Raw genomic sequence first — 25,968 nt, forward strand, 5'->3', positions numbered from 1 at the left:
GACAATATGGAACAACTCGCTCCCCTGATCGCCACGGCGATCAACGCCGGCACGCCGCTGCTGCTGGCCGCGCTGGGCCTGCTCGTCAACGAGCGCGCCGGCGTGCTGAACCTTGGCGCCGAAGGCATGATGCTGGTAGCCGCCGCGCTCGGCTTCATGGTCGGATACCAGACCCAGTCGCCGATGCTCGGCTTCATCGCCGGGGCCGGCGCCGGCATGCTGATGGCCTCGCTGTTCTCGTGGCTGGCGCTGGTGCTGGCCACCAACCAGGTGGCCACCGGGCTGGCGCTGTCGATCTTCGGCACGGGCCTCTCGGCCTTCATGGCCCAGCGCTTCGTCGGCTACGCCATGCCCGCGCAGGCCAAGGCCGTGCCGGGGCTGTCCGACCTGCCCTTCGTCGGCCCGGCGTTCTTCCAGCACCACTGGATGGTCTACTTCAGCCTGCTGCTGTGCTTCGGCATCATGTGGTTCCTGTTCCGCACGCGCGCCGGCCTGACACTGCGCGCCATCGGAGAATCGCCAGAATCGGCGCATGCACTGGGCTACCCGGTGCGCTGGATACGGTTCTGCGCGCTGCTGTTCGGCGGCGCGTGCTGCGGGCTGGCCGGCGCCTACCTGTCGCTGGTCTATACGCCGATGTGGGTCGAGAACCTCGTGGCGGGCCGGGGCTGGATCGCGCTGGCGCTGACCACGTTCGCCACCTGGCGTCCGGGCCGCGTGCTGATTGGCGCGTGGCTGTTCGGCGGCGTGACGATCCTGCAGTTCTACCTGCAGGGCATCGGTGTCTCGGTGCCCTCCCAGTTCCTGTCGATGCTGCCGTACGCGGCCACCATCGTCGTGCTGGCCCTGATCTCGCGGAACCCGGCCTGGATCCGGCTCAACATGCCCGCATCGCTGGGCAAGCCGTTCCGGCCGGGCAGCGCCTGACACCGGCCTCACCGAAGCTCAAAAAATTACAAAGCAGTAATCGAAGTCAAACCACATCACAAAGACGTCTTATCAAGGAGAGATCGATGATCGTGACACGCAGGACCACGCTGGCGGCCCTGGCCGCCACTGCCGTGCTGGCCCTGGCCGGCTGCGGCAAGAAGGAAGCCGACAAGCCCGCCGAGACCGGCGCTGCCTCGGCCCCGGCAGCCGCTGCCGCCGAGCCGCTCAAGGTGGCTTTCGTCTACATCGGCCCGGTGGGCGACGCCGGCTGGACCTACGCCCACGACGCCGGCCGCAAGGCGGTGGAAGCCAAGTTCGGCGACAAGGTCAAGACCACGTACGTGGAGAACGTGCCCGAATCGGCCGCCGACGCCGAGCGCGTGTTCCGCGACCTGGCCAGCCAGGGCAACAAGCTGATCTTCGGCACCACGTTCGGCTACATGGAATCGATGCTGAAGGTGGCCAAGGAATTCCCGGACGTCAAGTTCGAGCACGCCACCGGCTTCAAGACCGCCGACAACCTGGCCCAGTACGACGTGCGCACCTATGAAGGCGCGTACCTGGCTGGCGTGGTGGCCGGCAAGATGAGCAAGAGCGGCAAGATGGGCGTGGTGGCATCGGTGCCCATTCCCGAAGTGATCCGCAACATCGACTCATTCGCGCTGGGCGCCCGCTCGGTGAACCCGAAGGCCACGGTCAAGGTGGTCTGGGTCAACAAGTGGTTCGATCCGGGCAAGGAGCGCGAGGCCGCCACGACGCTGATCGGCCAGGGCGTGGACATGCTGATGCAGAACACCGACTCCGCCGCCGTGGTGCAGACCGCCCAGGAGAAGGGTGTCTATGCGTTCGGCTGGGACAGCGACATGACCCGTTTCGGCGAGAAGGCCCACCTGGCCGCCTCGGTGATCACGTGGGGCGTCTACTACAACAAGGTGGTGGAAGACGTGCTGAACAACCAGTGGAAGAACAGCACGATCTGGTGGGGCCTCAAGGAAGGCATGATCGACCTGAAGGCATTCAACGCCGTGGTGCCGGATGACGTCAAGGCGCTCGTGGAAGAACGCAAGAAGGGCATCGTCGATGGCTCGGCGCCGATCTGGAAGGGTCCGCTCAAGGACAACACCGGCAAGGAGCAGCTCGCCGACGGCAAGGCCGCCGACGACGCGTTCCTGCACAACGTGAAGTTCTACGTGGAAGGCGTGGAAGGCAACGTGCCGGGCTGAGCGCCTGGCAGTGCCACGCAAGCCTCGGAACGCCGGCCCTCGCGCCGGCGTTTTTTCGTTGCCGCCCGAGGGAACTTGAATCGCCACGCATCGGCCCAAGCTACTGCTTCATACCCGCTGAACGTGTGACCAAGGAGGCCCATCATGTGGAAGCGATTCTCTGCCCTCTGGACCCTGGTGCGCCGTGACGGCCGCCTGTTCTGGTACGCGCTGCGCCACCCCGATGCACCGCCCTGGCTCAAGCCGGCCGCGTTCGGCCTGCTGGCCTATGCGATCTCGCCGATCGACCTGATGCCGGACATCGTGGCGGGACTGGGCATCGTCGATGACGTGGTGATCATCCCGCTGGCGGTCCACCTGATTCTGAAGCGCCTGCCGCCGCACATCCTGCGCCAGGCTGAAATGCGCGCTGCCGCAACCACGGTCCGGCCGCGCTGATCCCTCTCCCGGCCGCCATCGAAAACCGCTGCCACCCGCAGCGGTTTCTTCATGTCGGCAGCGAACTGGCCGACGCGTAAATCGCCGTAATTTTATTGTGGGTCGTCGTTTGCGGCACGTCGAACAGTCGCCGCTTTCGCCTTGGTCGTCAGATTCGCCGCCGGTAACGTATGCCGCTCACCACTTTCGGAGCGAGCGGTATGGCGGGGACGGCGGACGTGTTGAGCAGCATCGGGGCCGCAATGGCCCGTGCCCTGATCGGGCATCAATCGTATTTTCTTGAAGTTCCGTCGGCTCCGACCGCCGTCGCGCTGTCGGTGGTCTCGTTCGATGCGGTGGAACGGCTCGGCGAACCGTGGCGGGTCGCGGTCACGCTGACGCATCCGCTCGAACTCGATCGCGCGGAGTATCTCCGCAAGGACGCCACCTTCGTCATCGCCGCCCCGGGGGTCGCGCCGCGCACCTTCAGCGGCTGCATCATGCGGTTCTCGCGCCTGCGGGGCAGCCGTGACTTCGTCACCTACGAGATCGAACTGCGGCCGAAGGTGGCGCTGCTGGGGCTGACCAAGCGCAGCCGTGTCTACCAGCACCAGACAGCGCCGCAGATCATCGAATCGATCCTGCGCCGCCATGAGCTTGGCGGGCATCAGTTCACGTTCCGGCTCCGCCGCGAGTATCCCGAGCACCCGTTCCGGCTGCAGTACCAGATGTCCGATTGGGACTACATCCGGCTGCTGATGGAACAGGAGGGGCTGTACAGCTACTTCGTGCCCGGCAAGTTCGGCACCGAGTTCGGCGACCTGTTCACGGTGGCCGACGACATCGACCACTATCTCTACCTGCCTGAACTGCGCGTGCCCTACCGCGAGACGGCCGGTCTGGAGGCTGGCGTGGAGACGGTGTCCGCCATCCAGACCCACGTGCGCACGGTCCCCGAATCGTTCGCCGCCGCCGACTACAACCCCGCGCAGTCCTACGAACGCCACAGGGACGAGGCCAATGTCGCGCGCCAGGAAAAGGGCAACTACGGCCAGCCCTATGTCTACGGCACCCACCACCTCGACATGGCTGGCGCGAAATGGGAGGCCCAACTGCGGCACGAGGCGGCGCTGGCCGGCCAGATCGTCTACGAAGGCGAAAGCAACGTGGTGGAACTGCGCCCCGCCCGCATCCTGCGCATGGACATGGCGCTGCCCGACGCGCCGGACGGCCAGGTCATCACCGAGGTCATCCATGGCGCCGCGCGCGATGCGGCCTACCGCAACCGCTACAAGGCGATTCCGTGTGGCCGGCGTTACCGCCTGCCCATCGACGAGAGCCAGTGGCCGCGCATCGCCGGTACGCTGAGCGGGCGCGTGAGCTCGCCCGGCAACTACAAGTACGCCTACCTGACCGGACAAGGCCACTACGTGGTACGCCTCGACCTCGATTTCGACGACTGGCCAAAGGGCTGCGAGAGCGTGCCGCTGCGGCTGGCCAAGCCGTTCGCGGGCGCCCGGCAGACCGGCTTCCACTTCCCGCTGATCGACGGCACCGAGGTGGCCGTGGCCTTCCACGACGGCAACCCGAACCGGCCCTACATCGCGCACGCCCATCACCATAGCCAGCACGAGGACCTGGTCACCGCCCGGGACCGCTGGCTGTCGCGCAACGTCATCCGCACGCAGAGCAACAACAAGCTGCGCTTCGAGGATTGGGAGGGCCAGGAAGGCGCCAAGCTTTCGACCGATTACGGCGGCAAGAGCCAGCTCAACCTTGGCTATCTGGCCGACCGTCAGCGCAAGCAGCGCGGCGAAGGCTTCGAGCTACGCACGTCCCGCTGGGGCGCCGTCCGCGCGGGCAAGGGCCTGTTCCTGACCGCGCACGACCAGAACGCCGCCAACGGCCCGCAGCTCGACATGCAGGAGACGATTGCCGAGCTCGAACGCGCCCTGCAGCTCGCCCGCTCGCTCGCGGACGCCACCACGCAGGCCAACGCCGCGCCGGCGGACATCCCGGCACAGCAACGTGCCATCCAGGATCTGGAGAAATTGCCATCTCCCGGGCTGCTTGCCAGCGCGCCGGCCTCGATCGGGATCGCCTCGGGACGCAGCATCCAGCTTGCTGCCGGCGGCCATATCTCGGCCGTGGCCTCGGAAAACGTCGACGTCAGCACGCTCAGGCGAATCACGATGGCAGCGGCCGAACTGATCTCGTTCTGTGCGCACAAGGCGGGCATCAGGCTGTTCGCGGCCAAGGGCAAGGTGGAGATCCAGGCGCATGAGGGAGGCGTGGACCTGTTTGCGGACGGGAGGGTGGATATCGGGAGTGAGAGCGGGGAGGTACGGGTCAATGCGAACACGAAGGCCATGCTGGCGGCGTCGGGCGCCAGCATCACCGTGGAAGACGGCGGCGTGGTGATCCGTTGCGCCGGCGACTTCCGCGTGGAAGCCGCCTCATTCACGCTGGCCGGCCCCCATCAGGGCCAACTCACTTTGCCGGGGCTGCCGAAGAGCAACCTGCGGGTGGAAGGCCATCTCTCCTCCTCCAGCTGAATCATGCTCATCAGCCCACCGTTTCTGCCGGACACCGACCCCGTCTCCAACGATCCCGCCTGCACCGATCCGATGATGGATGTCGTGGACCGCTTCGCCCTCGGCAACCACGGCGTCTACCCGATCGCCATGGACGGCCGCTGGCACTGCGGCACCCATCTCGCGCCGCATCCCTCCACCGAAGCGGTGCGCGCCATCGCCGATGGCGAGGTAGTGGCCTACCGCGTAGCCGCCAAGCCGGTCTCCGATGGACGAGAGGCGCCCGACGGCAGCCTTCCTCTGAACACCAACACCGGATTCGTGCTGCTCCGGCACAAGACCGATACCGGTGACGGCCGGAGCATCACCTTCTACTCGCTCTACATGCATTTGCTGGACATGCGCGCCCAGGAGGCCATCCATGCCCAGCCGGCCAATCCGCCTGCGGTGGGCTCGGGCAGCGCCCTGCCCCGCTGGCTGCTGCGCCCCACGGAGGGTGTGAAAATCGGCGACGGCAAGTTGAAGGTCTATCGCAAGGACATGCTGGGTTACCGCGGCCGGCGCCACGGCCACCCGCACCTGCATTTCGAAATCTTTCTGACAGACGCCGATTTCGACGCCTATTTCGGACGCACCCAACTCGGCCGCGCCGAACCCGTCACGCCGGCCGGCGCCGACTGCTGGGGCCGGATGTACTACGTCATCCCGGGCGAACAAGAGTTTGTCAGCACGCCGCCCGGCAAAGCCAGCGCATCGTACTTTCCTGAATTACAGACCGGTTCGCTTGCAGCCGGCAGCACGCTCCATGTCGAGGTGTTCTTTCACCTCGGGCAGCGATACACGCGAAGCTGGATCGAAATCAATGGCCAGCGGACGCTTCTGACCCCTACCCCGGTCAAGGACCCGTACGACGACTACGAATACAACCTGTTCCGGCGCGCCACGGCCCTGTATCCCCGATGCCCCAGCGCCGGCTATGAACTACTGCGCTTCGGCCGCGTCCTGAGCCCCGAACTGCCAGCGCTGACCGCAACGGAAAGCCAGACCTGGGTCGCGGTGACGTTCGACGCGGAGGGAAATCAGGGTTACCTCGACATCAGCCGCGCAGAGATCCAGAAACTCTCCGATGCAGATTTCCCGCGCTTCACCGGCTGGCAAAAAATCGAGGAAGGCCGCCCTCCATTCACCGCGGACGGCGTCTGCGACCACCAGGCGTTGCGCCAGATCGTCGAAACCGTCGAATCGGCTATGACACCGGAGCAGCGACTGCTTCCCGCCGACCAGCAAGCAGAACAGCTAACCGCCTATATCCATGGCAACGAGGCCGTGCGTGATCAATTGAAAGGCTTCGTTTGCCACGCCCCGAGCGAATGGGACAAGGGCAATAACACACAGCGCTATGGCCGGCTGAATGAGCCGGAGGGCTTCTTCGGCAAACGCAAGGCCATTGATCCGGATGGGTATTCGAAATTCATCGGACTGGTGGAAAGGCTGCAGTTTCTGGAGCAGGTGCCGGGGCTAGGCGGCGGGCAGAAGTTCTGGTTTTTCCATCCACTGGCGTTTATCCGGCATTTTCGGAGGTGTGGGTGGTTGAGTGTGAGGGAGCTGACGCAAACGTTACCTCGACGTTCGTCCCCTGAAGCGGGTGGGCATATTCCATGGCAAAGAGCATATACCCGGTGGACAGAAGGTGCGGGTTCCCCAAAATCCATGCCACCAGGTATCGGCATGGCGATGAATCGCATGTGGCTCAAGTACGGCTTCACCACACCGCTACGACAAGCGCATTTCCTATCGCAGATCTTCAAGGAGACTGGAGCCCTTACGCTGACGACAGAAGGCGGAGGCGAGAGATATTTCCGGACAATGTATGAGGTAATTACACCTGAAGAAGCAGGCGACGATTATGACACCAAACTACCTTGGCTAAAGAAGATGGGCTTGCTGAAGAATAGAGATCGAGCCGCTTACTCCGCCGGGAGACCCGACGACGTATCGGATAAAGCCATCGAACTCGGCAACACCGAAGAGGGAGACGGGGCGAGATTTCGGGGCCGTGGACTAATTCATTTGACAGGACGTCAGAAATACACCGACTACCAAAAATTCGCTGGCAAGGACTTCACAGCGGATGCCAATTCAACGCTCATCTCCGCGCAGGCAAAGTTTTGCACTGACTCTGCCGGATATTTCTGGACAAGCAAGTTCATGAACTCCAAGAACAGTGGGGCTTACCGTGGCGGTTTTAATATACATCGAAGAACAGATCTAGGCTCCGGTTACAAGAACGTACTCGCGATTACCAAGGCCGTCAACGGTGGAGCGAATGGCCTATCCGAACGATTCGAATACTTTCAGCACGCATACTATCTCATGGGAGATAAGAAATCTTCCTCCAACCCAGAAACTCGGCAATTGGAGCCATCAGAATGATCGCAAAACTCTTGTTGATGATATCAATTTTATTATCAGCTTTCGAATCCACGGCTACCTGTCCAAACGACAGATTTGGTCAGCCCACCGACAGCTTTCTCGATTGCGGCGTTCGGGCCACATATTCCGATTCATTATCCTTGGGTCCAGAGTTCTGGTTCAGAAAATGCACTGGGTACTCCACCACCAGGGGCGGCTATTTCTCATTCGCTCCCGTCGGAACTGGTAGCCACGATCCCGGGTGGCTCGAACGCATACCCCATTTGACCATCAAACGTGTTCCCCTGAAGGAAGCGGCAAAATCTCGGCCTTGGGTCAAGCGCTCCACGGCTTCTTACCGCGTCTCGGAGATTTCCGGAAAAAATTGGAAGGGATGGATGGTAGAGAACGTCAGGATGTCGAAAGAATATACGACCAAGTATTCGCACGAGCCATTCGTTGGGGAATTCAAGTGCATTCGCTTGCTGATCGGTAACTCAAAGGCCAGCGCCTCGATGGACGAATACTGCCTCCAGGATACCGAGATGTACGATATTGACGGCGGAATAAACTATCCAATCTTCATGGGCATACTTAATTCTGTTGAATTTTCTGAAGACTGATCCATGAAATCGTTTCTCGCTGCAACTTTATTAACCTGCGGGGCAGCGTATGCAAATGACGACTCTGCAATTAGCGCGCAAAATGCCCTGCATGACTATTGCGGGTATTCTCTAGGACCAAAGCTACTAGCCGCAACCATCGCCACAAATCATCGATTCACCGAAGGCATTGCTGTTATAGCGCTTGACATCGCTTTACCGAACAAAAGTAAATCTAGAAGAAAGATTGGGAATCTATCTTTCGTCTGCCGGACAGAGCAAACTTCGCCGGAGGACACCTATAGCGCAGATGTAAAGGAAAGACACGCCGCAGGCACGACTGCACGAGAAGAAATCGACGATGAGGATTTACGGGGTAGATATGGGCGAATAGTTGCATGGCAACGAGAATATCAAGGTGACAATTTTAAAGGGACAATCGCATACACAGATTATATTTTTGGAGATGGCTACAGGTTCATGCATGAACCCCAATTCTACGTCTGCCCCACTCGTCCGGGAATTTCCTGCTTTTCACTCACAGTGCAAAATGACGAACGCCTGACCAAGAGCGAAATCGCCGCCACCGCCCACCTGCTCAGAGACATAAGCCTGGTTCAGCCTGAACCCATCGCCCAACCATGCCCATCGACCTGACACCCCCCGGTTCAGCCATCCCCTACCCCCGCCACGGCCCTCCCCCACTGGCATGGGCCGGCATATGGCTCCTCTGTGCTGCGGTCGCCACGGCCCTGGTCCTACTTTTATGGCCAAACGGCCATGCCGCGGAGGGGCCGCTGTTCTGGGTTGCCCTGCTTGTGCCGCCCAACCTGGCCTTCGCACTATTAATAAGCATCCACCGCGCCGGGTTCGAAGCGTTTTGGCTTCGTGCGTTCTTTCGCAACAAGGCCCGGCAGGATTGGCTGGATCAGGCCGTGGCGCAAGCGCAGCGGCCGCTGCGGGTGCTGGGCGTCGGGTACTGCCTGCCGTTGAATGGTTCAAGCCTTGCCGGAGTGGTGGAGGCTGGCGTGCCGCTGACGCGGGCGCAGCAGACCCGGGCCGCTTCGGGGTTGGTCGTGCATAACCGCTTCGACGATGACGCGATCACCGTCGTCGATATCTCGGCAGACACCGCGGATGAAGAGGCCGACGAGGACATTGCCCTCGCCAACAGCGAGACGACCGCCGTCGCCACCGTAGTCCTGAAGCTTGCCGAAGCCTTGCTTCCCTTGGCCGAGCCGTTGCAATCGCTCTCGCAGTACGGCCCGGACTACGCCCCTGCCGTTCGCGTGCTGGCAGATCCCTCGGCTTCGGCCCTCCGCCTGCAGCAGGTGCGCGAAGCGCTGCGGATGGCCGGGTTGCCGGTGCTGGAATGCGAAGCCATTGACGCCGACACCGGCCTGATGGTGGCCGATACGTGGTTGGACGCCCTCGAACGCCGTCCGCTGCTGGTCATTGCCATGGCGTGGCACGACGCCACGCCCGCGCCCGGCAGCGGCGAAGGCTGCGTGGCCGTCCTGCTCGATCCGGGCTACTACCGTCTGCCCGATGGGCTCGCAGCATACGGCGCGCTGCACCGTCCGGTTTCCGGGGATGCCAGCGCGCTGGAAGACCTTCTCCGGCTGGCGTTGCTGTGGGGTGCGGCCGACGCCCCCGCCGTCAACCGCGCCTGGCTGACTGGCCTCGGCAGCCAGCACGACCTGACGCTGCACAAGGCGTGGACGGATGCCTCGCTGGAGCATCTGGCAGACGCCGCGTCGCAGCGTCGTCCCGACCGCGTCGTCGGCGCCGCCGTGCCGCTGAATCCCTGGCTGTCCGTGGCCGCCGCGATCGAACAGGGCGCGGCCGGCCCCCAGCTCATCGTCGATGGCGCGCAAGCCGCCGTCCTTCACGTCATCCCATCCTCGAATGACCGATCCGACCCGTAACCTGCAGGCCCTCGCCGCACACCGTCCGGCCCCCGCGCAGCCTGTCACGCTGGCCACCTGGGGTGTGCCCCTGCTGGCGTTGTCGCTGTTCATCCTCGCTGCGGCGATCGTCTGGTTCCGAGGCCACGACGTGGGCCTGCCGGACGAGCGCGAGCGCATCTCCGTGCTGATCTGGCTGGGCGCCGTCCTCGTCGCCGTGGTCGTCCTGCATCTGTTTGCCGTGCTGGTCGGCGCCTATGCGCTGGCAAGGCGATGGCTGAACCACCACGCAGGCGCCGAACGGACCAGACGTCTCAGGCGAGATGGGCGCCTGCAGTGGCTGGCGGACGAGTTGCGCGTCACGCTCGGCTGGCGGTGGCGTTATCGGCTGCCGTGGCTGCTGGTGTGCGGGGATGCCGGGCAGGTCAACGCCGTGGCGCCGGGCCTGAAGCAGGCGGGCGTCCTGCAGGTCGATCATGCCGTGCTCGTACACGCGGCGCCTGACGGTATCGACGCCGCACAGTGGCGCCGGCAATTGCGGCGCCTGCGCGCACGCCGGCCGGTCGATGCGCTGGTTCAGGTGGTGCCCGCGAACCAGCGTGAGGCGGCCGCGACCGATCAACTGCGCGTGCGGGCGGGGATCGAATCGGATTTGGGCTGGGCGGCGCCCGTGGTCTACCTGCACTCCGTGGAACTGCCCGACCAGCCGCCCGAACAGTTCGACGCGGTAGGCGCGTTCGTCGCGGCCTCGGACAACGGCGCCGGCGAACAGGCCGCGACGGGCTTCCGCGAGGTGCTGGACACCCTGGAGCAACGCACCGTGCGCCAGGGCACCCTGCTCTGCCTGGAACCTCACCACTCCCGGCACCTCGCCCTGATTTCGGCCTACATCAGTGCCCAGCGCGCACGCATCGAGGCGAATTGGCAGGCGGTGCTGGCGTCGAAATGGCGCCGCGCAACGCTGGCCGGCATCGTATTTGCGCCAGTTTTCCCGGTCCCTGCCGCGCCGGTGCCGATGCCAGCCCGTCCGGACGCGTCGGGCGATCTCTGGCGCACCGCCCGACCCCACCCGTCGCCGAACCAGCCGGCCGCGCTGGCCACCACATGGCAGGCCATCTGTACGGAATCCCGCCGCTACCGGGGCCGCCGGGTCGGCGTGCACGCGGCGACGGTGGTGGCCATGCTGGCGCTTGCCGGGGTCGTGGCCTGGACCGCCGGCATGGTCGCCTCCGGCGTGCGCAATGCGCGCGATATCGGCGCCGCGCGGCAGGCGGTGCGGGACCTGGCCTCCACCGCCGATGGCGCCCATCGGCTACAGGCACTGGACAACCTGCAGCAGCAGATCCTGCGCTACACCCACCGCATCGGGCAAGGCGCCCCGCTTGGCACGCGGTTTGGCCTGAACCGCGATGCCGAGGTACTGAACTCGCTCTGGGCGCCGTACGCCAACGCCAGCCGGGAACTCGTCGTGGCACCGGTCGTGCGCGACATCGAGGCTTCGCTGACCAGCCTCACGCAGCTGCAAACCGCCGGCCTCCGTGACGAAACCCTGAAATGGGCGCTGGAAGGCCGCGCCACGCTCGAAACCTACCTGATGCTGGCCCAGCCCGAGCGGGCAGACGCCGCCGTCCTCGGCAGGAACCTTGCGGAACGCTGGACCACCGGCGCGCGTATCACGCCGGGCAAGCGGGCCGACCTGGCCGAACGCTTCGGCAGCTTCTATGCGGACCATCTGCAGGACCACCCGCACTGGCGTATCGCGACCCGGCCCGAACTGGTGGCAGGCGCGCGCCAGACGCTGCTGGAGGCCATCGGCCAGCGTAACGCCGCCGATGCCATCTACCAGTCGATCATCGCAGGTGTCAGCCACAAGTATCCGAACCAGACGCTGGCATCGCTGACCGCCGGCACGGACACGCGCGGACTGCTGCGCGCCACCGGCAGCGTGCCGGCCATCTATACCCGCCAGGCGTACGAAGGATACGTGCGGGCAGCCATCGAGACGTCAGCGGCGCGGGTCGATGTATCGGACGACTGGGTGCTCGGCGACAATCCATCCGCCGACCGCCAGACCGGAAGCGACGGGCAAGCCCGGGCGGCCGACCTGCGCGCGGCACTGGCCGAGCGTTACTTCGCCGACTATGCCGACCACTGGCAGCGCTTCATGAACGGCCTGCAGTGGGAAAGCGCCGCCACGCTGCCCGCCGTGGCCGACCAGCTCAAGCTCATGGCCGACGCGCGGCAGTCTCCGGTGATTGCGCTGCTGAAATCGCTGCAGTACCACGGCGGGGCCGGCGCCCACCGGGCATCGCTTTCCGAGGCGCTGGTCGCCCGTGCGCAGGGCATCCTCGGCACGCCGGACAACCAGCGGGACAACGCCGGTCCGGCCGCTGCCGGACGTGCCCCCGGCGGACCGCTCGACCCGGCTTTCGGGCCAGTGCTGCGACTGACCGGCGATACCGGCCAAGCCGGCACCGGCACCGGCGAACTGAGCCTGCAGCGCTATCTCGACCGCATCACGGCGGTCCGGCTGCGGCTGCAGCAGATCGCCCAGGGCGCCGATGGCGATGCGCAGGCACTGCAGCTGGCCCAGGCGCTGTTCCAGGGCCGCAGCTCCGATCTGGCCGATACGCAGGCCTATGCCCAGCTTGTCGCAGCCAGCCTCGGCACGGGCTGGGCCGGCATGGGCGAAACCCTGTTCGTGCGGCCGGTTGCCCAGGCCACGCAAGCGGTGCTGCAGCCGGCGCTGGCCAGCCTCGACGAGGCGTGGCGGGTGTCGATCGCGCTGCCCTGGAACCGTGCATTCGCCAGCCGCTATCCGTTTGCCGATAGTCCCAATGACGCCTCGCTGCCAGAAATCGCCCATTATGTGCGGCCGCGGAGCGGCCTGATTCCTGCCTTCGTGCTGGCGGAACTGTCCGGGGTGCTGGCGCTGCGCGGCGACCGCTGGACGCCGGTGGGCAGCGGCGCCCACGCACTGCGATTCGATCCCCGCTTTGTCGAGTTCATCAACACGCTGCAGCGCGTCGGCACGCGCCTGCTGCTGCAGGGCGATCCCCGCTACCGCTTCGACCTCAAACCCGTCCCGACCCCGGGCCTGACCAGCACGATATTGACGATAGACAACCAGACGCTGCGCTACTACAACCAGCGCGAGGCCTGGCACGCGATGACCTGGCCCGCAAGCGACCTGCAGCAGCCGCGCGCGATGCTGGCGTGGCAGACCGAGACGGCGGGCATGCGCAAGAACCACGAGGCCGAGGGAGTGTGGGCCTGGGTACGGATGCTGGAGCGCGCGGAAGTGACGCCGATCGACAGTGCGACGGTGCAACTGACATTCCAGACGACCGCCGATGCAACACCGGTCGGGGCCGAAACGGTCGACAGCGTCCCGGCAGCCGGGCGGGCGCAGCTTTGCTACCCGATCCGGTACCAGATGCGCTCGGCGGCAGGCCAGGGACCGTTGGAGATCCTGGCGCTGCGCCACCTGCAGGTGCCTGAACGGATGTTCCTGCCCCGGGGGACCGAGGCAGTTGCGGCGGACAGCCGGCGGGCGCCGGCCATCTGACGCGCGGGAACTACTTGCACCCGCTCTCGACGCACTGCCGTGCCAGTTCGACGATCAGCAGCTCGGCCGTGGCCAGATTGGTGGCGCACGGCACGTTGTGGACGTCGCACGCGCGCACCAGCGCGTTGATATCCGGTTCGTGCGGCTGCGGCGTCATCGGGTCGCGCAGGAAGATCACGGCGGTGATCCTGCCTTCGGCCAGTTGGGCGCCGATCTGCAGGTCGCCGCCCCACGGGCCGGACAGCATCCGCGAGACGTTGAGGCCCGTCTCGGCGGCAATCCGCCCGCCCGTGGTGCCCGTGGCCAGCAGGTCGCAGCGCGACAGAAAGTCGCGCTGGCGTGCCGCGAAGGCCACGATGTCGTCCTTCTTGTGATCGTGGGCGATCAGCGCGATGCGGGGTTTCGTGCCGCCGTCGGGACGCAGCGCGGGCATCAGAAGGTTCCCGGGTACGCGCCGCCGTCGAGCAGCACGTTCTGGCCGGTCATGAAGGCGGCCTGCTTGCTGCACAGGAACGCGCAGGTGGCGCCGAACTCGGCCGGATCGCCGAAGCGGCGCGACGGATTGGCGGCCGCGCGGCGCTTGGCCATTTCGTCGATGCTGATGCCGGCCTTCTGGGCGCCGCCCTCCATCGTCTTCTTCAGGCGGTCGGTGTCGAACGGCCCCGGCAGCAGGTTGTTCACGGTCACGCCATGCTGCGCCACCTCGCGCGCCAGGCCGGCCACGAAACCGGTCAGGCCCGAGCGCGCGCCGTTGGACAGGCCCAGCACGTCGATCGGCGCCTTGACCGCGCCGCTCGTGATGTTGACGATGCGGCCCCAGCGGCGCGCGATCATGCCGTCCACGGTGGCCTTGATCAGTTCGATCGGCGTCAGCATGTTGGCGTCGAGCGCGGCCAGCCACTCGTCGCGGCCCCAGTCGCGGAAGTTGCCCGGGGGCGGGCCGCCGGCATTGTTGACGAGGATGTCGAGGTCGCCAAGCTTGGCCACGGCGTCGAGCGCCAGCTTGCGGCCCTCGGGCGTGGTGATGTCGGTGGCCACGGCCAGCACCCGGCGGCCATAGCGGGCGCGCAGGTCGGCGGCGGCCTTCTCCAGCGCCTCGGCGCCGCGCGCCACGATCACCACATCGACGCCTTCGGCCGCGAGCGCCTCGGCGCACGCGAACCCGAGTCCCTTGCTGGCGCCGCACACCAGCGCATGCTTACCGCGCAGTCCGAAATCCATGGTCTTCCTCTCCTTGGTTGAACCCTTGTTGCCTTGTTGAATTCTTGTTGCCGTCAGCCCTTCTTGCGCGACAGCAGGTACATGCCCCCGAGCACCAGCGCGCTGCCGGCGATCTGCACTTCCGTGACCGGCTCGCCCAGCAGCCAGAATGCCAGCACCAGCGTGGACACCGGGCCGACCATGCCGGCCTGCGAGGCCAGCGGCGCCCCGATGCGCGCCACCGCGATCATCGTCAGCGACACCGGCAGCACCGTGCACATCACCGCGTTGACGGCCGACAGCCAGAGCACCGGCGCCGGCTGCGCCAGTTCGGCCACGGGCCGGCCCAGCGCCAGGTACTGGATCACGCAGCAGAGCGTGGACACGCACATCGCGTAGGCCACCAGCCGCAGCGACCCCACGCGCTTGACCAGCTCGCCGCTCAGGATCAGGTACACACCATACGACAACGCACTGGCCAGCACCAGACCTCCGCCGAGCCAGACCTGCGTGCCGCTCACATCGAGGTCGTGCACGAACACCAGCACGATGCCCGCATAGGCCAGCAGCAGCGAAATCCACTGCCGGGCATGGATGTGCCGGCGAAACACCAGCGCGGTGAACAGCAGCACGAACGACGGCGTCAGGAACAGGATCAGCCGCTCCAGCCCGGCCGTGATGTACTGCAGCCCGAGGAAATCGAGAAAACTCGACAGGTAGTAGCCGATGAAGCCCAGGAACACCACGCGCCCGCGGTCGGCCCACGACAGCGCCGGCAGCTTGCGCGCCTGCCACCAGCCGATGGCCATGAACAGCGGCGCCGCCAGCACCATGCGCAGCGTGATGACCATCACGGCATCGACGTTGTAGCGGTACATGAGCTTGGCCACGATGGCCTTGGCGGAAAACAGCATCGCGCCGATGGCGGCGGTGGCGAGTCCGACACGATGCCCGGCGGGCAGGTCAAGCGAGGGGGACAGGGACTTCTGGGATGCGGACACGGGAAAGCGGGGTTGGGGCGCGGTCGCAGCCGGTCCGGCCGCGACGAACCCGCCGATTGTATGCCAAAAGGCGCGGCGGCCTGCGGCCCGGCTTGTTGCGCGATGCGCCGAATGCGCCACTTCTAGCGCCCAACCCCGGGCGGCTCGTCCCGGCACTTCCTGCCGACGCGCAACGGCGCGGGCGATCCCATCCATTACAATCCCGCTGCATCGGTCCCCCGCTTCCGGGCAGACCTCCCCATTCGCCTATCGCCGCCTACCCCGGCCGAGCCGCCATGAAACAAGATCCGCGCTTTCCGAACCTGTTCATCCTCAACCACCCGCTGATCCAGCACAAGCTCTCGCACATGCGTGACAAGGAGACATCCACGCGCACGTTCCGCGAACTGCTGCGCGAGATCACGCTGCTGATGGGCTACGAGATCACCCGCAACCTGCCGCTGACCACGCGCCGCATCGACACCCCGCTGGTGCCGCTGGACGCCCCCGTGATCGCCGGCAAGAAGCTGACCATCGTGCCGGTGCTGCGCGCCGGCGTGGGCATGAGCGACGGCCTGGTGGAGCTGATTCCGTCGGCCCGCATCGGCCATATCGGCGTCTACCGCGATGACCAGCACCGCCCGGTGGAATACCTGGTGCGCCTGCCCGATGTGGAAGACCGCTCGTTCATCCTGTGCGACCCGATGGTGGCCACGGGCTACTCGGCCGCCCACGCGGTGGACGTGCTCAAGCGCCGTGGCGTGCCCGACGAGGCCATCACGTTCGTGGCGCTGGTGGCCGCGCCCGAAGGCGTCGAGATCTTCCAGAAGGCCCACCCGGGCGTGAAGCTGTTCGTGGCGTCGCTCGACAGCCACCTCGACGAGCACGCCTACATCGTCCCCGGCCTCGGCGACGCGGGTGACCGTCTGTTCGGCACCAAGAACTGAGCTCGTCTACTTCCGCTTGCCGCCGCCGAGCAGGCTGCCGAGCACGCCGCGGATCAATTCGCGGCCGACCTGCGAGCCCACGGTGCGGGCGGCGGATTTCGCCATCGATTCCAGGATCGAATCGCCGCGGCCGGTCTTGCCGGTGCCACGCGTAAGCGAGCCGAAGATCTCGCCGGCCCAGCTGCTGCCTTCCTCGCCGGCCTCCGCTTCCGGGGCGCCCGGCTTCGGGGCCGGCTTCTTGCCTGCGGCTTCCACGGGGGCACCGCGCGCGGCGCCGGCCGCGTCGCCACGCAGCTTCTCGTAGGCCGATTCGCGGTCGATCGCGGTTTCGTAGGTGCCGGCCACGAGCGAGCCGGCGATCAGCGCCTTGCGTTCGTCGTCGGTGGCGGGGCCGATGCGGCTGCCCGGCGGGAGCACCCAGGCGCGCTCGGTCACGCCCGGCGTGCCCTTGGCGTCGAGGCACGACACCAGCGCCTCACCCACGCCAAGCTCCCCGATCGCCTGTTCCAGATCAAGCTTCGGGTTGGCCCGCATCGTGGTGGCCGCCACCTTCACGGCCTTCTGGTCGCGCGGCGTGAACGCGCGCAGCGCGTGCTGCACGCGGTTGCCGAGCTGGCCGAGCACGGTGTCCGGGATATCGACCGGGTTCTGTGTGACGAAATACACCCCCACGCCCTTGGAGCGCACCAGCCGCACCACCTGCTCGATCTTGTCGAGCAGCGCCTTCGGTGCGTCGTTGAACAGCAGATGGGCTTCGTCGAAGAAGAAAACGAGCTTGGGCTTGTCGAGATCGCCGGCCTCGGGCAGCTTCTCGAACAGCTCCGACAGCATCCAGAGCAGGAACGTGGCGTAGAGCCGGGGCGCGTTCATGAGCTTGTCGGCCGCCAGGATATTGATGACGCCCTGTCCTTTCTCGGTCTGGATGAAGTCCTCCAGGTTCAGCATCGGCTCGCCGAAGAACCTGTCGGCCCCCTGCGACTCCAGCCCCACCAGCCCGCGCTGGATCGCGCCCACCGATGCCGACGAGATGTTGCCGTATTCGGTGGTGAACTGGCTGGCGTTCTCGCCCACGTACTGGAGCATGGCGCGCAGGTCCTTGGCGTCGAGCAGCAGCAGGCCGTTGGCATCGGCAATGCGGAACACCAGGTTCAGCACGCCCTGCTGGGTGTCGTTGAGTTCCAGCATCCGCGACAGCAGCAGCGGCCCCATGTGCGAGACCGTGGCGCGCACCGGGTGGCCCTTCTCGCCGAACACGTCCCAGAGCGTGGTCGGGCAGGCGCCCCAGGCGGGCTCGGGCAGGCCGTGCCCGGCCAGCCGGGCCTTGAGCTTGTCCGATGGCTTGCCCACCTGTGATATGCCGGTTAGATCACCTTTTACGTCTGCCATGAAGACCGGCACGCCGAGCCGGGAAAAGCCCTGGGCCAGCGTCTGCAGCGTGACGGTCTTGCCGGTACCGGTGGCGCCGGTGATCAGGCCGTGCCGGTTGCCCATCTCGGGCAGCAGCACCAGTTCGTGGTCGGCATTCTTGGCGATGAGGATGGGATCGGCCATGGCGGGTCTCGGCGGTCGGCGTGTCAGGGGACTGGAAAGGCAGGAAACCGCGCGGCCGTGCGCGGCCGGGGCCACAGATCGTGCTGCGGCACGGCAGGGGCGCGTGATAAAATCCTGCGCTGATTATAGCCAGCAGATCGGCACATCAATCACATGGCGTGGCCGCCGGAACCCCGGGCGGCATCCCGCCGGCGCAAGGCCGCCGGGCTTGCACACCACACGATACATATTCCGCTTCGGAGAGAAACATGGCCGGTCATTCCAAATGGGCCAACATCAAACACAAGAAAGCCGCCGCCGACGCGAAGCGCGGCAAGGTCTGGACGCGCCTGATCAAGGAAATCACCGTGGCCGCCAAGCTGGGCGGCGGTGAGGCCGATTCGAATCCGCGCCTGCGCCTGGCCATGGAAAAGGCCATGGACGCCAACATGCCCAAGGACAACATGCAGCGCGCCATCCAGCGCGGCGTGGGTGGCCTGGAGGGCGCGAGCTACGAAGAAATCCGTTACGAGGGCTACGGCCTGTCCGGCGCCGCGATCATCGTCGACTGCCTGACCGACAACCGCACCCGTACCGTGGCCGAAGTGCGCCACGCGTTCTCGAAGCATGGCGGCAACATGGGCACCGAAGGTTCGGTGGCGTTCATGTTCACGCACTGCGGCCAGTTCCTGTTCGCCCCCGGCACGCCCGAGGACAAGCTCATGGACGCCGCGCTGGAAGCCGGTGCCGACGACGTGGTGACCAACGACGACGGCTCGATCGAGGTGACCTGCCCGCCGAACGATTTCGGCGAGGTCAAGTCGGCCCTGGAAGCCGCCGGCTTCAAGGCCGAGGTGGCGGACGTGGTGATGAAGCCGCAGAACGACGTGAGCTTCACCGGCGACGATGCCGTCAAGATGCAGAAACTGCTGGACGCGCTGGAAAACCTGGACGACGTACAGGAAGTCTTCACCAACGCGGTGATCGAGGACTGACCCTCGCGCCGCGCCCCACGGCGGCAGCCCGGCCTCGTCCAGCTGCCGCTTTTCGCATGCGTTTCTTTTCTGGCAGTGGATCATGAAAGTTTTGGTTGTCGGTTCGGGTGGGCGTGAGCACGCACTGGCCTGGAAGTTGGCCCAGTCCCCCAAGGTGCAGGTCGTCTACGTGGCCCCGGGCAACGGGGGCACGGCGCTCGACAAGCGCCTGCAGAACGTGCCGCTGACCGACCCCGAGGTGCTCGCCGCCTTCGTGGAGCGCGAGGGCGTGGCCTTCACGGTGGTGGGCCCCGAGGCGCCGCTGGCCGCCGGCATCGTCGACGTGTTCCGCGCGCGCGGCCTGCGCATCTTCGGGCCAACCCGGGCCGCTGCCCAGCTCGAATCGTCGAAGGACTTCGCCAAGGCGTTCATGCACCGCCACGGCATTCCCACCGCCTACTACAAGACGTTCGCCAGCGCCGCCGACGCGCACGCCTATATCGACGCCCAGGGCGCCCCGATCGTGATCAAGGCCGATGGCCTGGCCGCCGGCAAGGGCGTGGTCGTGGCGATGACGCTGGAAGAAGCCCACGGCGCCGTGGACATGATGCTGGCCGACAACAAGCTTGGCGACGCCGGCGCCCGCGTGGTGATCGAGGAATTCCTGGAAGGCGAGGAAGCGAGCTTCATCGTCATGGTCGACGGCAAGAACGTGCTGGCGCTGGCCACGAGCCAGGACCACAAGCGCCTGCTGGACGCCGACGCCGGCCCCAATACGGGCGGCATGGGCGCCTACTCGCCGGCTCCGGTGGTCACGCCGGCGCTGCACGCGCGCGCCTTGCGCGAGATCATCCTGCCGACGGTGCGCGGCATGGAAAAGGACGGCATCCCGTTCACCGGTTTCCTGTACGCGGGCCTGATGATCGACCCGGAAGGCAACCTGAAGACGCTGGAATTCAACTGCCGCATGGGCGATCCGGAGACGCAGCCGATCATGGCGCGCCTGAAGACCGACCTCGTCGACGTGATGGAAGCGGCCGTGGACGGCAAGCTGGACCAGATCGAACTGGACTGGGACCGCCGCACCGCGCTGGGCGTGGTCATGGCCGCCTTCGACTACCCCGAGAACCCGCGCCGCGGCGATGCCATCACCGGCATCCCGGCCGAAACCGACGACGCGGTGACGTTCCATGCAGGCACCACGCTGCAGGACGGCACGCTGCGCACCTCGGGCGGGCGCGTGCTGTGCGTGGTGGGGCTGGCCGATACGGTCAAGGCCGCGCAGAAGAACGCCTACGCCGCCGTGGAGCAGATCCGCTTCGACGGCATGCAGTTCCGCACCGATATCGGCTACCGCGCGATCAAGCGCTGATCCGGGCATTGCCGGATTCGGCCCACGGCCCGTGGGGCGAATCCAGCCGGTACAATCATGACACCGCCATGACGGCCGGCGCACCAGCCCGGCCGTCTTGCCACCGGCCCACCCCCATCCACGATCATGATCGATTCCCAGGCAGTCCGTGACTATCTGCTCGGCCTGCAAAACCGCATCACCGATGCCATCGCCGCCGTCGACGGCCAGCCGTTCCTGACCGATACCTGGGAAAAGCCGCCCACCGAGCGGCTGCGCGGCAACGGCCGCACCCGGATCCTGGAAGGCGGCGCGGTCATGGAACGGGCCGGCGTGGGCTTCTCGCACGTGCGGGGCGATACCCTGCCCCCCTCGGCCACGGCCAACCGGCCGGAGCTGGCCGGGCGCGGCTTCGAGGCGATGGGCGTGTCGCTGGTGTTCCATCCCCGCAATCCCTACGTACCGACGGTGCACATGAACGTGCGCTGCTTCGTGGCGCGCAAGCCGGAGGCGCCGGACGCCGAGCCGGTCTGGTGGTTCGGCGGCGGCATGGACCTGACGCCGTACTACGGCGACGCCGGTGACTGCACGCACTTCCACCGTACCTGCCGCGACGCGCTGGCGCCGTTCGGCGACGATCTCTATCCGCGCTTCAAGCAGTGGTGCGACGAGTATTTCTTCCTGAAACACCGGGGCGAGGCGCGCGGCATCGGCGGCATCTTCTTCGACGACTTCTCGGCATTGGGCTTCGACCAGAGTTTTGCGATGATGCGCGCGGCCGGCGATGCCTTCCTGGACGCCTACCTGCCGATCCTGCTTGCCCGCAAGGACACGCCCTACGGCGAGCGCGAGCGGGAATTCCAGGCCTACCGGCGCGGCCGGTACGTGGAATTCAACCTGGTGTTCGACCGGGGCACGCTGTTTGGCCTGCAGTCTGGCGGCCGGGCCGAATCGATCCTGATGTCGATGCCACCCCAGGTTTCGTGGCGCTACGACTGGCAACCCGCGCCCGGCACGCCGGAAGCGGCGCTCTACGCGGATTTCCTGCCCGCACGCGACTGGGCCTGATGGCATGAACGAACCTCTGCAGGCGTCCCAACCGTCCCGCCCCCACCGCCCTTACCGCCTGGGTATCCTTGGCGGCACTTTTGATCCGCCGCACCGGGGCCATGTTGCCCTGGCACAACTGGCCCTGGACCATCTGGACCTCGACGAACTGGTCTGGATACCCACCGGCCAGTCCTGGCAGAAGGGCGACCATGTCACCCCGGCCGCCGACCGCCTGGCGATGACCGAACTGGCCGCGGCCAGCCTGGTGCCGGCGCGCGGCAAGGTCGGCGTCAGCCGCATGGAAGTGGACCGGGCCGGCCCGAGCTACACGATCGACACCGTGCGGCACCTGCGCGAGGCCTATGGCCCCGAGGCGTCGCTGTCGTGGCTGATGGGCGCCGACCAGTTGCTGCGGCTGCACACCTGGCACGGCTGGGAGGCGCTGTTCGAATATGTGCACCTGTGCATCGCCACGCGGCCGGGATTCGACCTCGACGCGCTGGAGGGGCCGGTGCTGGAAGCCATGCACGAGCGTCAGGCGGACACGCACCTGATACAATGCTCGCCCTCCGGACATATGTGGATCGACCAGACGCTGGCCGTCGATTTGTCGTCCACCGGCCTGCGCCAGCACCTGGCAGGCGGCGTGCTGCCGGACCAGGCAGATGACCAACTGCCGGCCGGCGTGGCACACTACATCGCGCGTCACGGGTTGTACCGAAACCCCTGAGCCGACGCGCTCCCTACCCGAATGAAGCTGAACAAGAAAGACACCATGGATATTCGTAAACTGCAGCGCGCGATCGTCGACGGGCTCGAGGATGTGAAGGCGCAGGACATCAAGGTGTTCGACACCACTCACCTGACGGAACTGTTCGACCGGGTGGTGATCGCCAGCGGTAGTTCGAACCGCCAGACCAAGGCGCTGGCGGCGTCGGTACGGGATACGGTCAAGGACGCCGGCGGCCACATCGTGGCGGTCGAGGGCCTGGAGACCGGCGAATGGGTGCTGGTGGACTGCGGCGACGCCGTGGTGCACATCCTCCAGCCGCAACTGCGCCTGTACTACAACCTCGAGGAAATCTGGGGCGACAAGCCGGTGCGCGTCAAGCTGGCCGCGAAGAAGGGCCTGGCCAAGGCCAGCGAGCCGGACGAGGACGAGGACGCCGAGCCGGCACCGCGCGTGCGCCGCGCCTCGAACCTGCGCCCGGCGCTGGCCCGCCTGCCGGAAGGCATGAAGGAGCCGTCGCCGCCGATGGGCCACGAGGACACCGACGCCGACGCGCTGGCCACGATGGGCGCCCGCGCCCGCAAGACGGCCGTGACGCGTACGACTTCCACCGGCGTGCCGCTCAAGTCGCCGGCCCGCAAGTCGGCCACCGGCACGGCTGGCAAGGCCCCGGCCCGCAAGACCGCCGCCGGCACCACCGCCAAGGCACCCGCACGCAAGACCGCCACGGGCACGACCGCCGCCAAGGCCCCGGCCCGCAAGACCGCCGCCACGAAGACGGCAACCAAGACCGCAACGAAGACGGCCGCCAAGACCGCCGCCCCGCGCAAGCGCGCCACGCGCTCGGCCTGAACGCGGCTGGCAAGCGGGTAGTTCCGACCACCGGGCATCGCACATGCAACTCGTGATCGTGGCCGTGGGCCACAAGATGCCCGCGTGGATCGAAACCGGCTTTGCGGAGTATGCCAAGCGCATGCCGCCGGAGCTGCGCATCGAACTGCGCGAGGTCAAGCCGGAAGCCCGCTCCTCCAGCAACAATGCCGCCACCGTGATGCAGCGCGAAGCCGCCCGCATCGAGACGGTGCTCGGCTCGCTGTCGAAACAGACCCGTATCGTCGCCCTCGACGAGCGCGGCAAGGACTGGACCACGGTGCAGCTGGCCGACCAGCTGACCGGCTGGCAACGCGACGGCGGCGACACCGCCTTCCTGATCGGCGGCGCCGATGGCCTCGATCCCGCGCTCAAGGCGCGCGCCCAGACACTGTTCCGGCTCTCCAGCCTGACCCTGCCGCACGGCATGGTGCGCGTGCTGCTGGCCGAGCAGCTGTACCGGGCATGGTCGGTGACGCAGGGACATCCGTACCATCGGGTGTAAGTGTTTTGCTGCGCGCTCCCATGCGACGGGAGCGCGCAGCAAACCCTCGGCGCCTGCCGACCACGCGTACAATCGGCGCACTCCTTCTCGCATCGATTGTCCGTGCCCGCCCTCCTCTATCTCGCCTCCCAATCCCCGCGTCGCCGCGAGCTGCTGACCCAGCTTGGCGTCGCCCACGAACTGCTGCTCGCCGATGCCGGCGAGGACGCCGAGGCGCTCGAAACCGTGCTGCCCGGCGAGACGCCCGATGCCTACGTGCAGCGCGTCTGCGCGCTCAAGGCCGACGCCGCGCTGCAGCGCCGCATCGGGCGCGGACTGCCCGACGCGCCGATCCTGACCTCCGACACCACGGTCTGCCTGGGCGGCGACATCCTCGGCAAGCCCGCCGACGCCGACGATGCGGCGCGCATGCTGGCGGCGCTGGCCGGCACCACCCATCGCGTGCTGACGGCGGTGACCGTGGTGTCCGCGCTGGGCCAGCGCCACGCGCTGTCGATCTCGCACGTCACTTTCCGCGCCATGAGCGAGGCCGAGATCGGGCGCTACGTGGCCAGCGGCGAACCGTTCGGCAAGGCCGGGGCGTACGGGATCCAGGGCCGCGCGGCCGAGTTCGTCGCGCGTATCGACGGTAGCTATTCGGGTATCATGGGCCTGCCCCTTTTCGAGACGGCGACCCTGCTGCGTGAAGCGGATCTGCGCTTCTGATTCGTCCGACGCCAGCCGCCTACCTGCCGCACTCATCGCCATGACCGAAGACATCCTCGTCAATATCACGCCGCAAGAAACGCGCGTGGCCATCGTGCAGCAGGCCGCCGTGCAGGAACTGCATGTCGAACGCACGCTGACCCGCGGGCTGGTCGGCAACATCTATCTCGGCAAGGTCGTGCGCGTTCTGCCGGGCATGCAGTCCGCGTTCATCGATATCGGCCTGGAGCGCGCCGCGTTCCTGCACGTGGCCGACATCTGGCACCCGCGCGACGGCGAGAAGAATGGCCACCTGGCCATCGAGAAAACGCTGTACGAAGGCCAGGCGCTGATGGTGCAGGTCATCAAGGACCCGATCGGCACCAAGGGCGCCCGCCTGTCCACGCAGGTCAGCATTGCCGGCCGCACGCTGGTGTACCTGCCGCAGGACCCGCACATCGGCATCTCGCAGCGCATCGAAGGCGAGGTGGACCGCGAGGCGCTGCGCGCCCGCGTGCAGGGGCTGGTGCCCAGCGAGGAACGCGGCGGCTTCATCGTGCGCACCATCGCCGAGGAAGCCAGCGACGAGGAACTGGGCAACGACATCGCCTACCTGCGCAAGATCTGGGCGTCGATCCGCCAGAACGCCACCACGCAGCCGGCGCCGAGCCTGCTCTACCAGGACCTGAACCTGGCCCAGCGCGTGCTGCGCGACTTCATCAACGACGCCACGGGCGTCATCCAGGTGGACTCGCGCGAGAACTACCAGAAGCTCGTGGAGTTCGCCCAGGAATACACACCGGCCGTGCTGTCGCGGCTGTCGCACTACACCGGCGAGCGCCCGATCTTCGACCTGTTCAATATCGACGCCGAGATCGAGAAGGCGCTGTCGCGGCGGGTGGACCTGAAGTCGGGCGGCTACCTGATGATCGACCAGACCGAGGCGATGACGACGATCGACGTCAACACCGGCGGCTACGTGGGCGCGCGCAACTTCGACGACACGATTTTCAAGACCAACCTGGAGGCGGCGCATACCATCGCCCGCCAGCTGCGGCTGCGCAACCTGGGCGGCATCATCATCATCGACTTCATCGACATGGAAAATGTCGAGCACCGCGACGCGGTGCTGTCGGAGCTCAAGCGCGCCCTGTCGCGCGACCGTACCCGCATCACGGTCAACGGCTTCTCGCAGCTCGGGCTGGTGGAGATGACCCGCAAGCGCACGCGCGAATCGCTGGCCCACGTGCTGTGCGAGCAGTGCCCGGTCTGCACCGGCAAGGGCCAGGTCAAGACGCCCCGCACGGTCTGCTACGACATCTTCCGCGAGATCATGCGCGAGTCCCGCCAGTTCAACCCGCGCGAATTCCGCATCCTGGCTTCGCAGGACGTGATCGACCTGTTCCTCGAAGAGGAAAGCCAGCATCTGGCCATGCTGGGCGACTTCATCGGCAAGCCGATCTCGCTGCAAGTGGAGTCCACGTTCCATCAGGAACAGTACGACATCATCCTGATGTAGGCGGGCGGACCGGCGCGAACCGTAGGCAAGACACC

The 25,968-nt window shown here is 66.5% G+C and carries 22 protein-coding genes; 18 read left to right on the forward strand and 4 right to left on the reverse strand.

Going from position 1 to position 25,968, the window contains the following annotated elements:
- Window positions 1-6: 6 nt before the first annotated feature.
- The 9 genes from EV147_RS09085 to EV147_RS09125 all read left to right on the forward strand — a co-directional run bounded on the left by EV147_RS09085 (window position 7) and on the right by EV147_RS09125 (window position 13,593).
- Window positions 7-927 carry an ABC transporter permease gene (locus EV147_RS09085; RefSeq protein WP_130390750.1) on the forward strand — a complete coding sequence of 307 codons (921 nt, stop codon included), beginning with the start codon at window positions 7-9 and terminating at the stop codon, window positions 925-927.
- Between the two features lie 86 nt (window positions 928-1,013).
- The gene (locus tag EV147_RS09090) at window positions 1,014-2,153 is read left to right on the forward strand and encodes a BMP family ABC transporter substrate-binding protein (RefSeq protein ID WP_130390751.1); all 1,140 of its coding nucleotides are present in this window, start codon (window positions 1,014-1,016) and stop codon (window positions 2,151-2,153) included.
- Window positions 2,154-2,297: 144 nt separating this feature from the next.
- Window positions 2,298-2,591 (forward strand): YkvA family protein, encoded by a 294-nt coding sequence (locus EV147_RS09095; protein ID WP_130390752.1) that lies wholly within the window; start codon window positions 2,298-2,300, stop codon window positions 2,589-2,591.
- A gap of 242 nt (window positions 2,592-2,833) precedes the next feature.
- Window positions 2,834-5,125: a type VI secretion system Vgr family protein gene (locus EV147_RS09100; protein ID WP_235844636.1), complete on the forward strand. Its 2,292-nt coding sequence runs from the start codon at window positions 2,834-2,836 to the stop codon at window positions 5,123-5,125.
- A gap of 3 nt (window positions 5,126-5,128) precedes the next feature.
- Complete coding sequence (locus EV147_RS09105) at window positions 5,129-7,537, forward strand: glycoside hydrolase family 19 protein (RefSeq protein ID WP_235844637.1); 2,409 nt, start codon at window positions 5,129-5,131, stop codon at window positions 7,535-7,537.
- Window positions 7,534-8,139, forward strand: coding sequence for a hypothetical protein (locus tag EV147_RS09110; RefSeq protein ID WP_130390754.1), 606 nt, complete (start codon window positions 7,534-7,536; stop codon window positions 8,137-8,139). The genes EV147_RS09105 and EV147_RS09110 overlap by 4 nt, the downstream gene beginning before the upstream one ends.
- A gap of 3 nt (window positions 8,140-8,142) precedes the next feature.
- A complete protein-coding gene (locus tag EV147_RS09115) occupies window positions 8,143-8,775 on the forward strand; it encodes a hypothetical protein (RefSeq protein WP_130390755.1) in 633 nt (210 codons plus the stop codon).
- A gap of 161 nt (window positions 8,776-8,936) precedes the next feature.
- Window positions 8,937-10,046, forward strand: a complete 1,110-nt coding sequence (locus EV147_RS09120) for a hypothetical protein (RefSeq protein ID WP_235844638.1) — start codon at window positions 8,937-8,939, stop codon at window positions 10,044-10,046.
- Entirely contained in the window at window positions 10,027-13,593 is a 3,567-nt protein-coding gene (locus tag EV147_RS09125) for an ImcF-related family protein (protein ID WP_130390757.1), read from the forward strand. Before EV147_RS09120 ends, EV147_RS09125 begins: the two co-directional genes overlap by 20 nt.
- 10 nt (window positions 13,594-13,603) lie before the next feature.
- On the opposite strand, the gene EV147_RS09130 is transcribed toward EV147_RS09125, so the two are convergent.
- Genes EV147_RS09130 through EV147_RS09140 form a run of 3 tightly spaced genes read right to left on the reverse strand, consistent with a single transcriptional unit; the run spans window position 13,604 to window position 15,755 of the window.
- Complete coding sequence (locus EV147_RS09130) at window positions 13,604-14,026, reverse strand: methylglyoxal synthase (protein WP_130390758.1); 423 nt, start codon at window positions 14,024-14,026, stop codon at window positions 13,604-13,606.
- Window positions 14,026-14,814: an SDR family oxidoreductase gene (locus EV147_RS09135; RefSeq protein ID WP_130390759.1), complete on the reverse strand. Its 789-nt coding sequence runs from the start codon at window positions 14,812-14,814 to the stop codon at window positions 14,026-14,028. Before EV147_RS09135 ends, EV147_RS09130 begins: the two co-directional genes overlap by 1 nt.
- Window positions 14,815-14,867: 53 nt before the next feature.
- A complete protein-coding gene (locus EV147_RS09140) occupies window positions 14,868-15,755 on the reverse strand; it encodes a DMT family transporter (protein WP_130391246.1) in 888 nt (295 codons plus the stop codon).
- A gap of 314 nt (window positions 15,756-16,069) precedes the next feature.
- On the opposite strand from EV147_RS09140, the gene upp reads away from it, so the two are divergent.
- Window positions 16,070-16,720: a uracil phosphoribosyltransferase gene (upp, locus tag EV147_RS09145; protein WP_130390760.1), complete on the forward strand. Its 651-nt coding sequence runs from the start codon at window positions 16,070-16,072 to the stop codon at window positions 16,718-16,720.
- A gap of 6 nt (window positions 16,721-16,726) precedes the next feature.
- Here the strand turns inward: upp and EV147_RS09150 are convergent, their stop codons facing one another.
- The gene (locus EV147_RS09150) at window positions 16,727-18,271 is read right to left on the reverse strand and encodes a helicase HerA-like C-terminal domain-containing protein (RefSeq protein WP_130390761.1); all 1,545 of its coding nucleotides are present in this window, start codon (window positions 18,269-18,271) and stop codon (window positions 16,727-16,729) included.
- Between the two features lie 248 nt (window positions 18,272-18,519).
- On the opposite strand from EV147_RS09150, the gene EV147_RS09155 reads away from it, so the two are divergent.
- From EV147_RS09155 to rng, 8 genes are all read left to right on the forward strand, one after another.
- Window positions 18,520-19,245: a YebC/PmpR family DNA-binding transcriptional regulator gene (locus EV147_RS09155; protein WP_130390762.1), complete on the forward strand. Its 726-nt coding sequence runs from the start codon at window positions 18,520-18,522 to the stop codon at window positions 19,243-19,245.
- 82 nt (window positions 19,246-19,327) lie between these two features.
- The gene (gene purD / locus EV147_RS09160) at window positions 19,328-20,596 is read left to right on the forward strand and encodes a phosphoribosylamine--glycine ligase (protein WP_130390763.1); all 1,269 of its coding nucleotides are present in this window, start codon (window positions 19,328-19,330) and stop codon (window positions 20,594-20,596) included.
- A gap of 126 nt (window positions 20,597-20,722) precedes the next feature.
- Window positions 20,723-21,643, forward strand: coding sequence for an oxygen-dependent coproporphyrinogen oxidase (gene hemF, locus EV147_RS09165; RefSeq protein ID WP_130390764.1), 921 nt, complete (start codon window positions 20,723-20,725; stop codon window positions 21,641-21,643).
- Window positions 21,644-21,647: 4 nt separating this feature from the next.
- The gene (locus tag EV147_RS09170) at window positions 21,648-22,355 is read left to right on the forward strand and encodes a nicotinate-nucleotide adenylyltransferase (protein WP_130390765.1); all 708 of its coding nucleotides are present in this window, start codon (window positions 21,648-21,650) and stop codon (window positions 22,353-22,355) included.
- A 45-nt stretch (window positions 22,356-22,400) separates the two neighbouring features.
- Entirely contained in the window at window positions 22,401-23,207 is an 807-nt protein-coding gene (rsfS, locus tag EV147_RS09175) for a ribosome silencing factor (protein WP_198680193.1), read from the forward strand.
- A gap of 43 nt (window positions 23,208-23,250) precedes the next feature.
- Entirely contained in the window at window positions 23,251-23,730 is a 480-nt protein-coding gene (rlmH, locus tag EV147_RS09180; RefSeq protein ID WP_130390767.1) for a 23S rRNA (pseudouridine(1915)-N(3))-methyltransferase RlmH, read from the forward strand.
- 102 nt (window positions 23,731-23,832) lie between these two features.
- Window positions 23,833-24,435: a Maf family protein gene (locus EV147_RS09185; RefSeq protein WP_130390768.1), complete on the forward strand. Its 603-nt coding sequence runs from the start codon at window positions 23,833-23,835 to the stop codon at window positions 24,433-24,435.
- 40 nt (window positions 24,436-24,475) lie between these two features.
- Window positions 24,476-25,933, forward strand: a complete 1,458-nt coding sequence (gene rng / locus EV147_RS09190) for a ribonuclease G (RefSeq protein ID WP_130390769.1) — start codon at window positions 24,476-24,478, stop codon at window positions 25,931-25,933.
- The last annotated feature ends 35 nt before the right edge of the window (window positions 25,934-25,968 follow it).

This window comes from Cupriavidus agavae (genome assembly GCF_004217045.1).
In the GTDB taxonomy this organism is placed as follows: Bacteria; Pseudomonadota; Gammaproteobacteria; order Burkholderiales; family Burkholderiaceae; genus Cupriavidus; species Cupriavidus agavae.

Excerpts from the sequence above, each read along its gene's own strand:
- rlmH (WP_130390767.1), top strand. The coding sequence starts at position 23,251 with ATGCAACTCGTGATCGTGGCCGTGGGCCACAAGATGCCCGCGTGGATC.
- EV147_RS09100 (WP_235844636.1), top strand. The coding sequence starts at position 2,834 with ATGGCCCGTGCCCTGATCGGGCATCAATCGTATTTTCTTGAAGTTCCG.
- EV147_RS09155 (WP_130390762.1), top strand. The coding sequence starts at position 18,520 with ATGGCCGGTCATTCCAAATGGGCCAACATCAAACACAAGAAAGCCGCC.
- rng (WP_130390769.1), top strand. The coding sequence starts at position 24,476 with ATGACCGAAGACATCCTCGTCAATATCACGCCGCAAGAAACGCGCGTG.
- EV147_RS09135 (WP_130390759.1), bottom strand. The coding sequence starts at position 14,814 with ATGGATTTCGGACTGCGCGGTAAGCATGCGCTGGTGTGCGGCGCCAGC.
- EV147_RS09115 (WP_130390755.1), top strand. The coding sequence starts at position 8,143 with ATGAAATCGTTTCTCGCTGCAACTTTATTAACCTGCGGGGCAGCGTAT.
- EV147_RS09095 (WP_130390752.1), top strand. The coding sequence starts at position 2,298 with ATGTGGAAGCGATTCTCTGCCCTCTGGACCCTGGTGCGCCGTGACGGC.
- purD (WP_130390763.1), top strand. The coding sequence starts at position 19,328 with ATGAAAGTTTTGGTTGTCGGTTCGGGTGGGCGTGAGCACGCACTGGCC.
- EV147_RS09105 (WP_235844637.1), top strand. The coding sequence starts at position 5,129 with ATGCTCATCAGCCCACCGTTTCTGCCGGACACCGACCCCGTCTCCAAC.
- EV147_RS09125 (WP_130390757.1), top strand. The coding sequence starts at position 10,027 with ATGACCGATCCGACCCGTAACCTGCAGGCCCTCGCCGCACACCGTCCG.
- hemF (WP_130390764.1), top strand. The coding sequence starts at position 20,723 with ATGATCGATTCCCAGGCAGTCCGTGACTATCTGCTCGGCCTGCAAAAC.
- EV147_RS09085 (WP_130390750.1), top strand. The coding sequence starts at position 7 with ATGGAACAACTCGCTCCCCTGATCGCCACGGCGATCAACGCCGGCACG.
- EV147_RS09090 (WP_130390751.1), top strand. The coding sequence starts at position 1,014 with ATGATCGTGACACGCAGGACCACGCTGGCGGCCCTGGCCGCCACTGCC.
- EV147_RS09170 (WP_130390765.1), top strand. The coding sequence starts at position 21,648 with ATGAACGAACCTCTGCAGGCGTCCCAACCGTCCCGCCCCCACCGCCCT.
- EV147_RS09110 (WP_130390754.1), top strand. The coding sequence starts at position 7,534 with ATGATCGCAAAACTCTTGTTGATGATATCAATTTTATTATCAGCTTTC.
- rsfS (WP_198680193.1), top strand. The coding sequence starts at position 22,401 with ATGGATATTCGTAAACTGCAGCGCGCGATCGTCGACGGGCTCGAGGAT.
- EV147_RS09150 (WP_130390761.1), bottom strand. The coding sequence starts at position 18,271 with ATGGCCGATCCCATCCTCATCGCCAAGAATGCCGACCACGAACTGGTG.
- upp (WP_130390760.1), top strand. The coding sequence starts at position 16,070 with ATGAAACAAGATCCGCGCTTTCCGAACCTGTTCATCCTCAACCACCCG.
- EV147_RS09130 (WP_130390758.1), bottom strand. The coding sequence starts at position 14,026 with ATGCCCGCGCTGCGTCCCGACGGCGGCACGAAACCCCGCATCGCGCTG.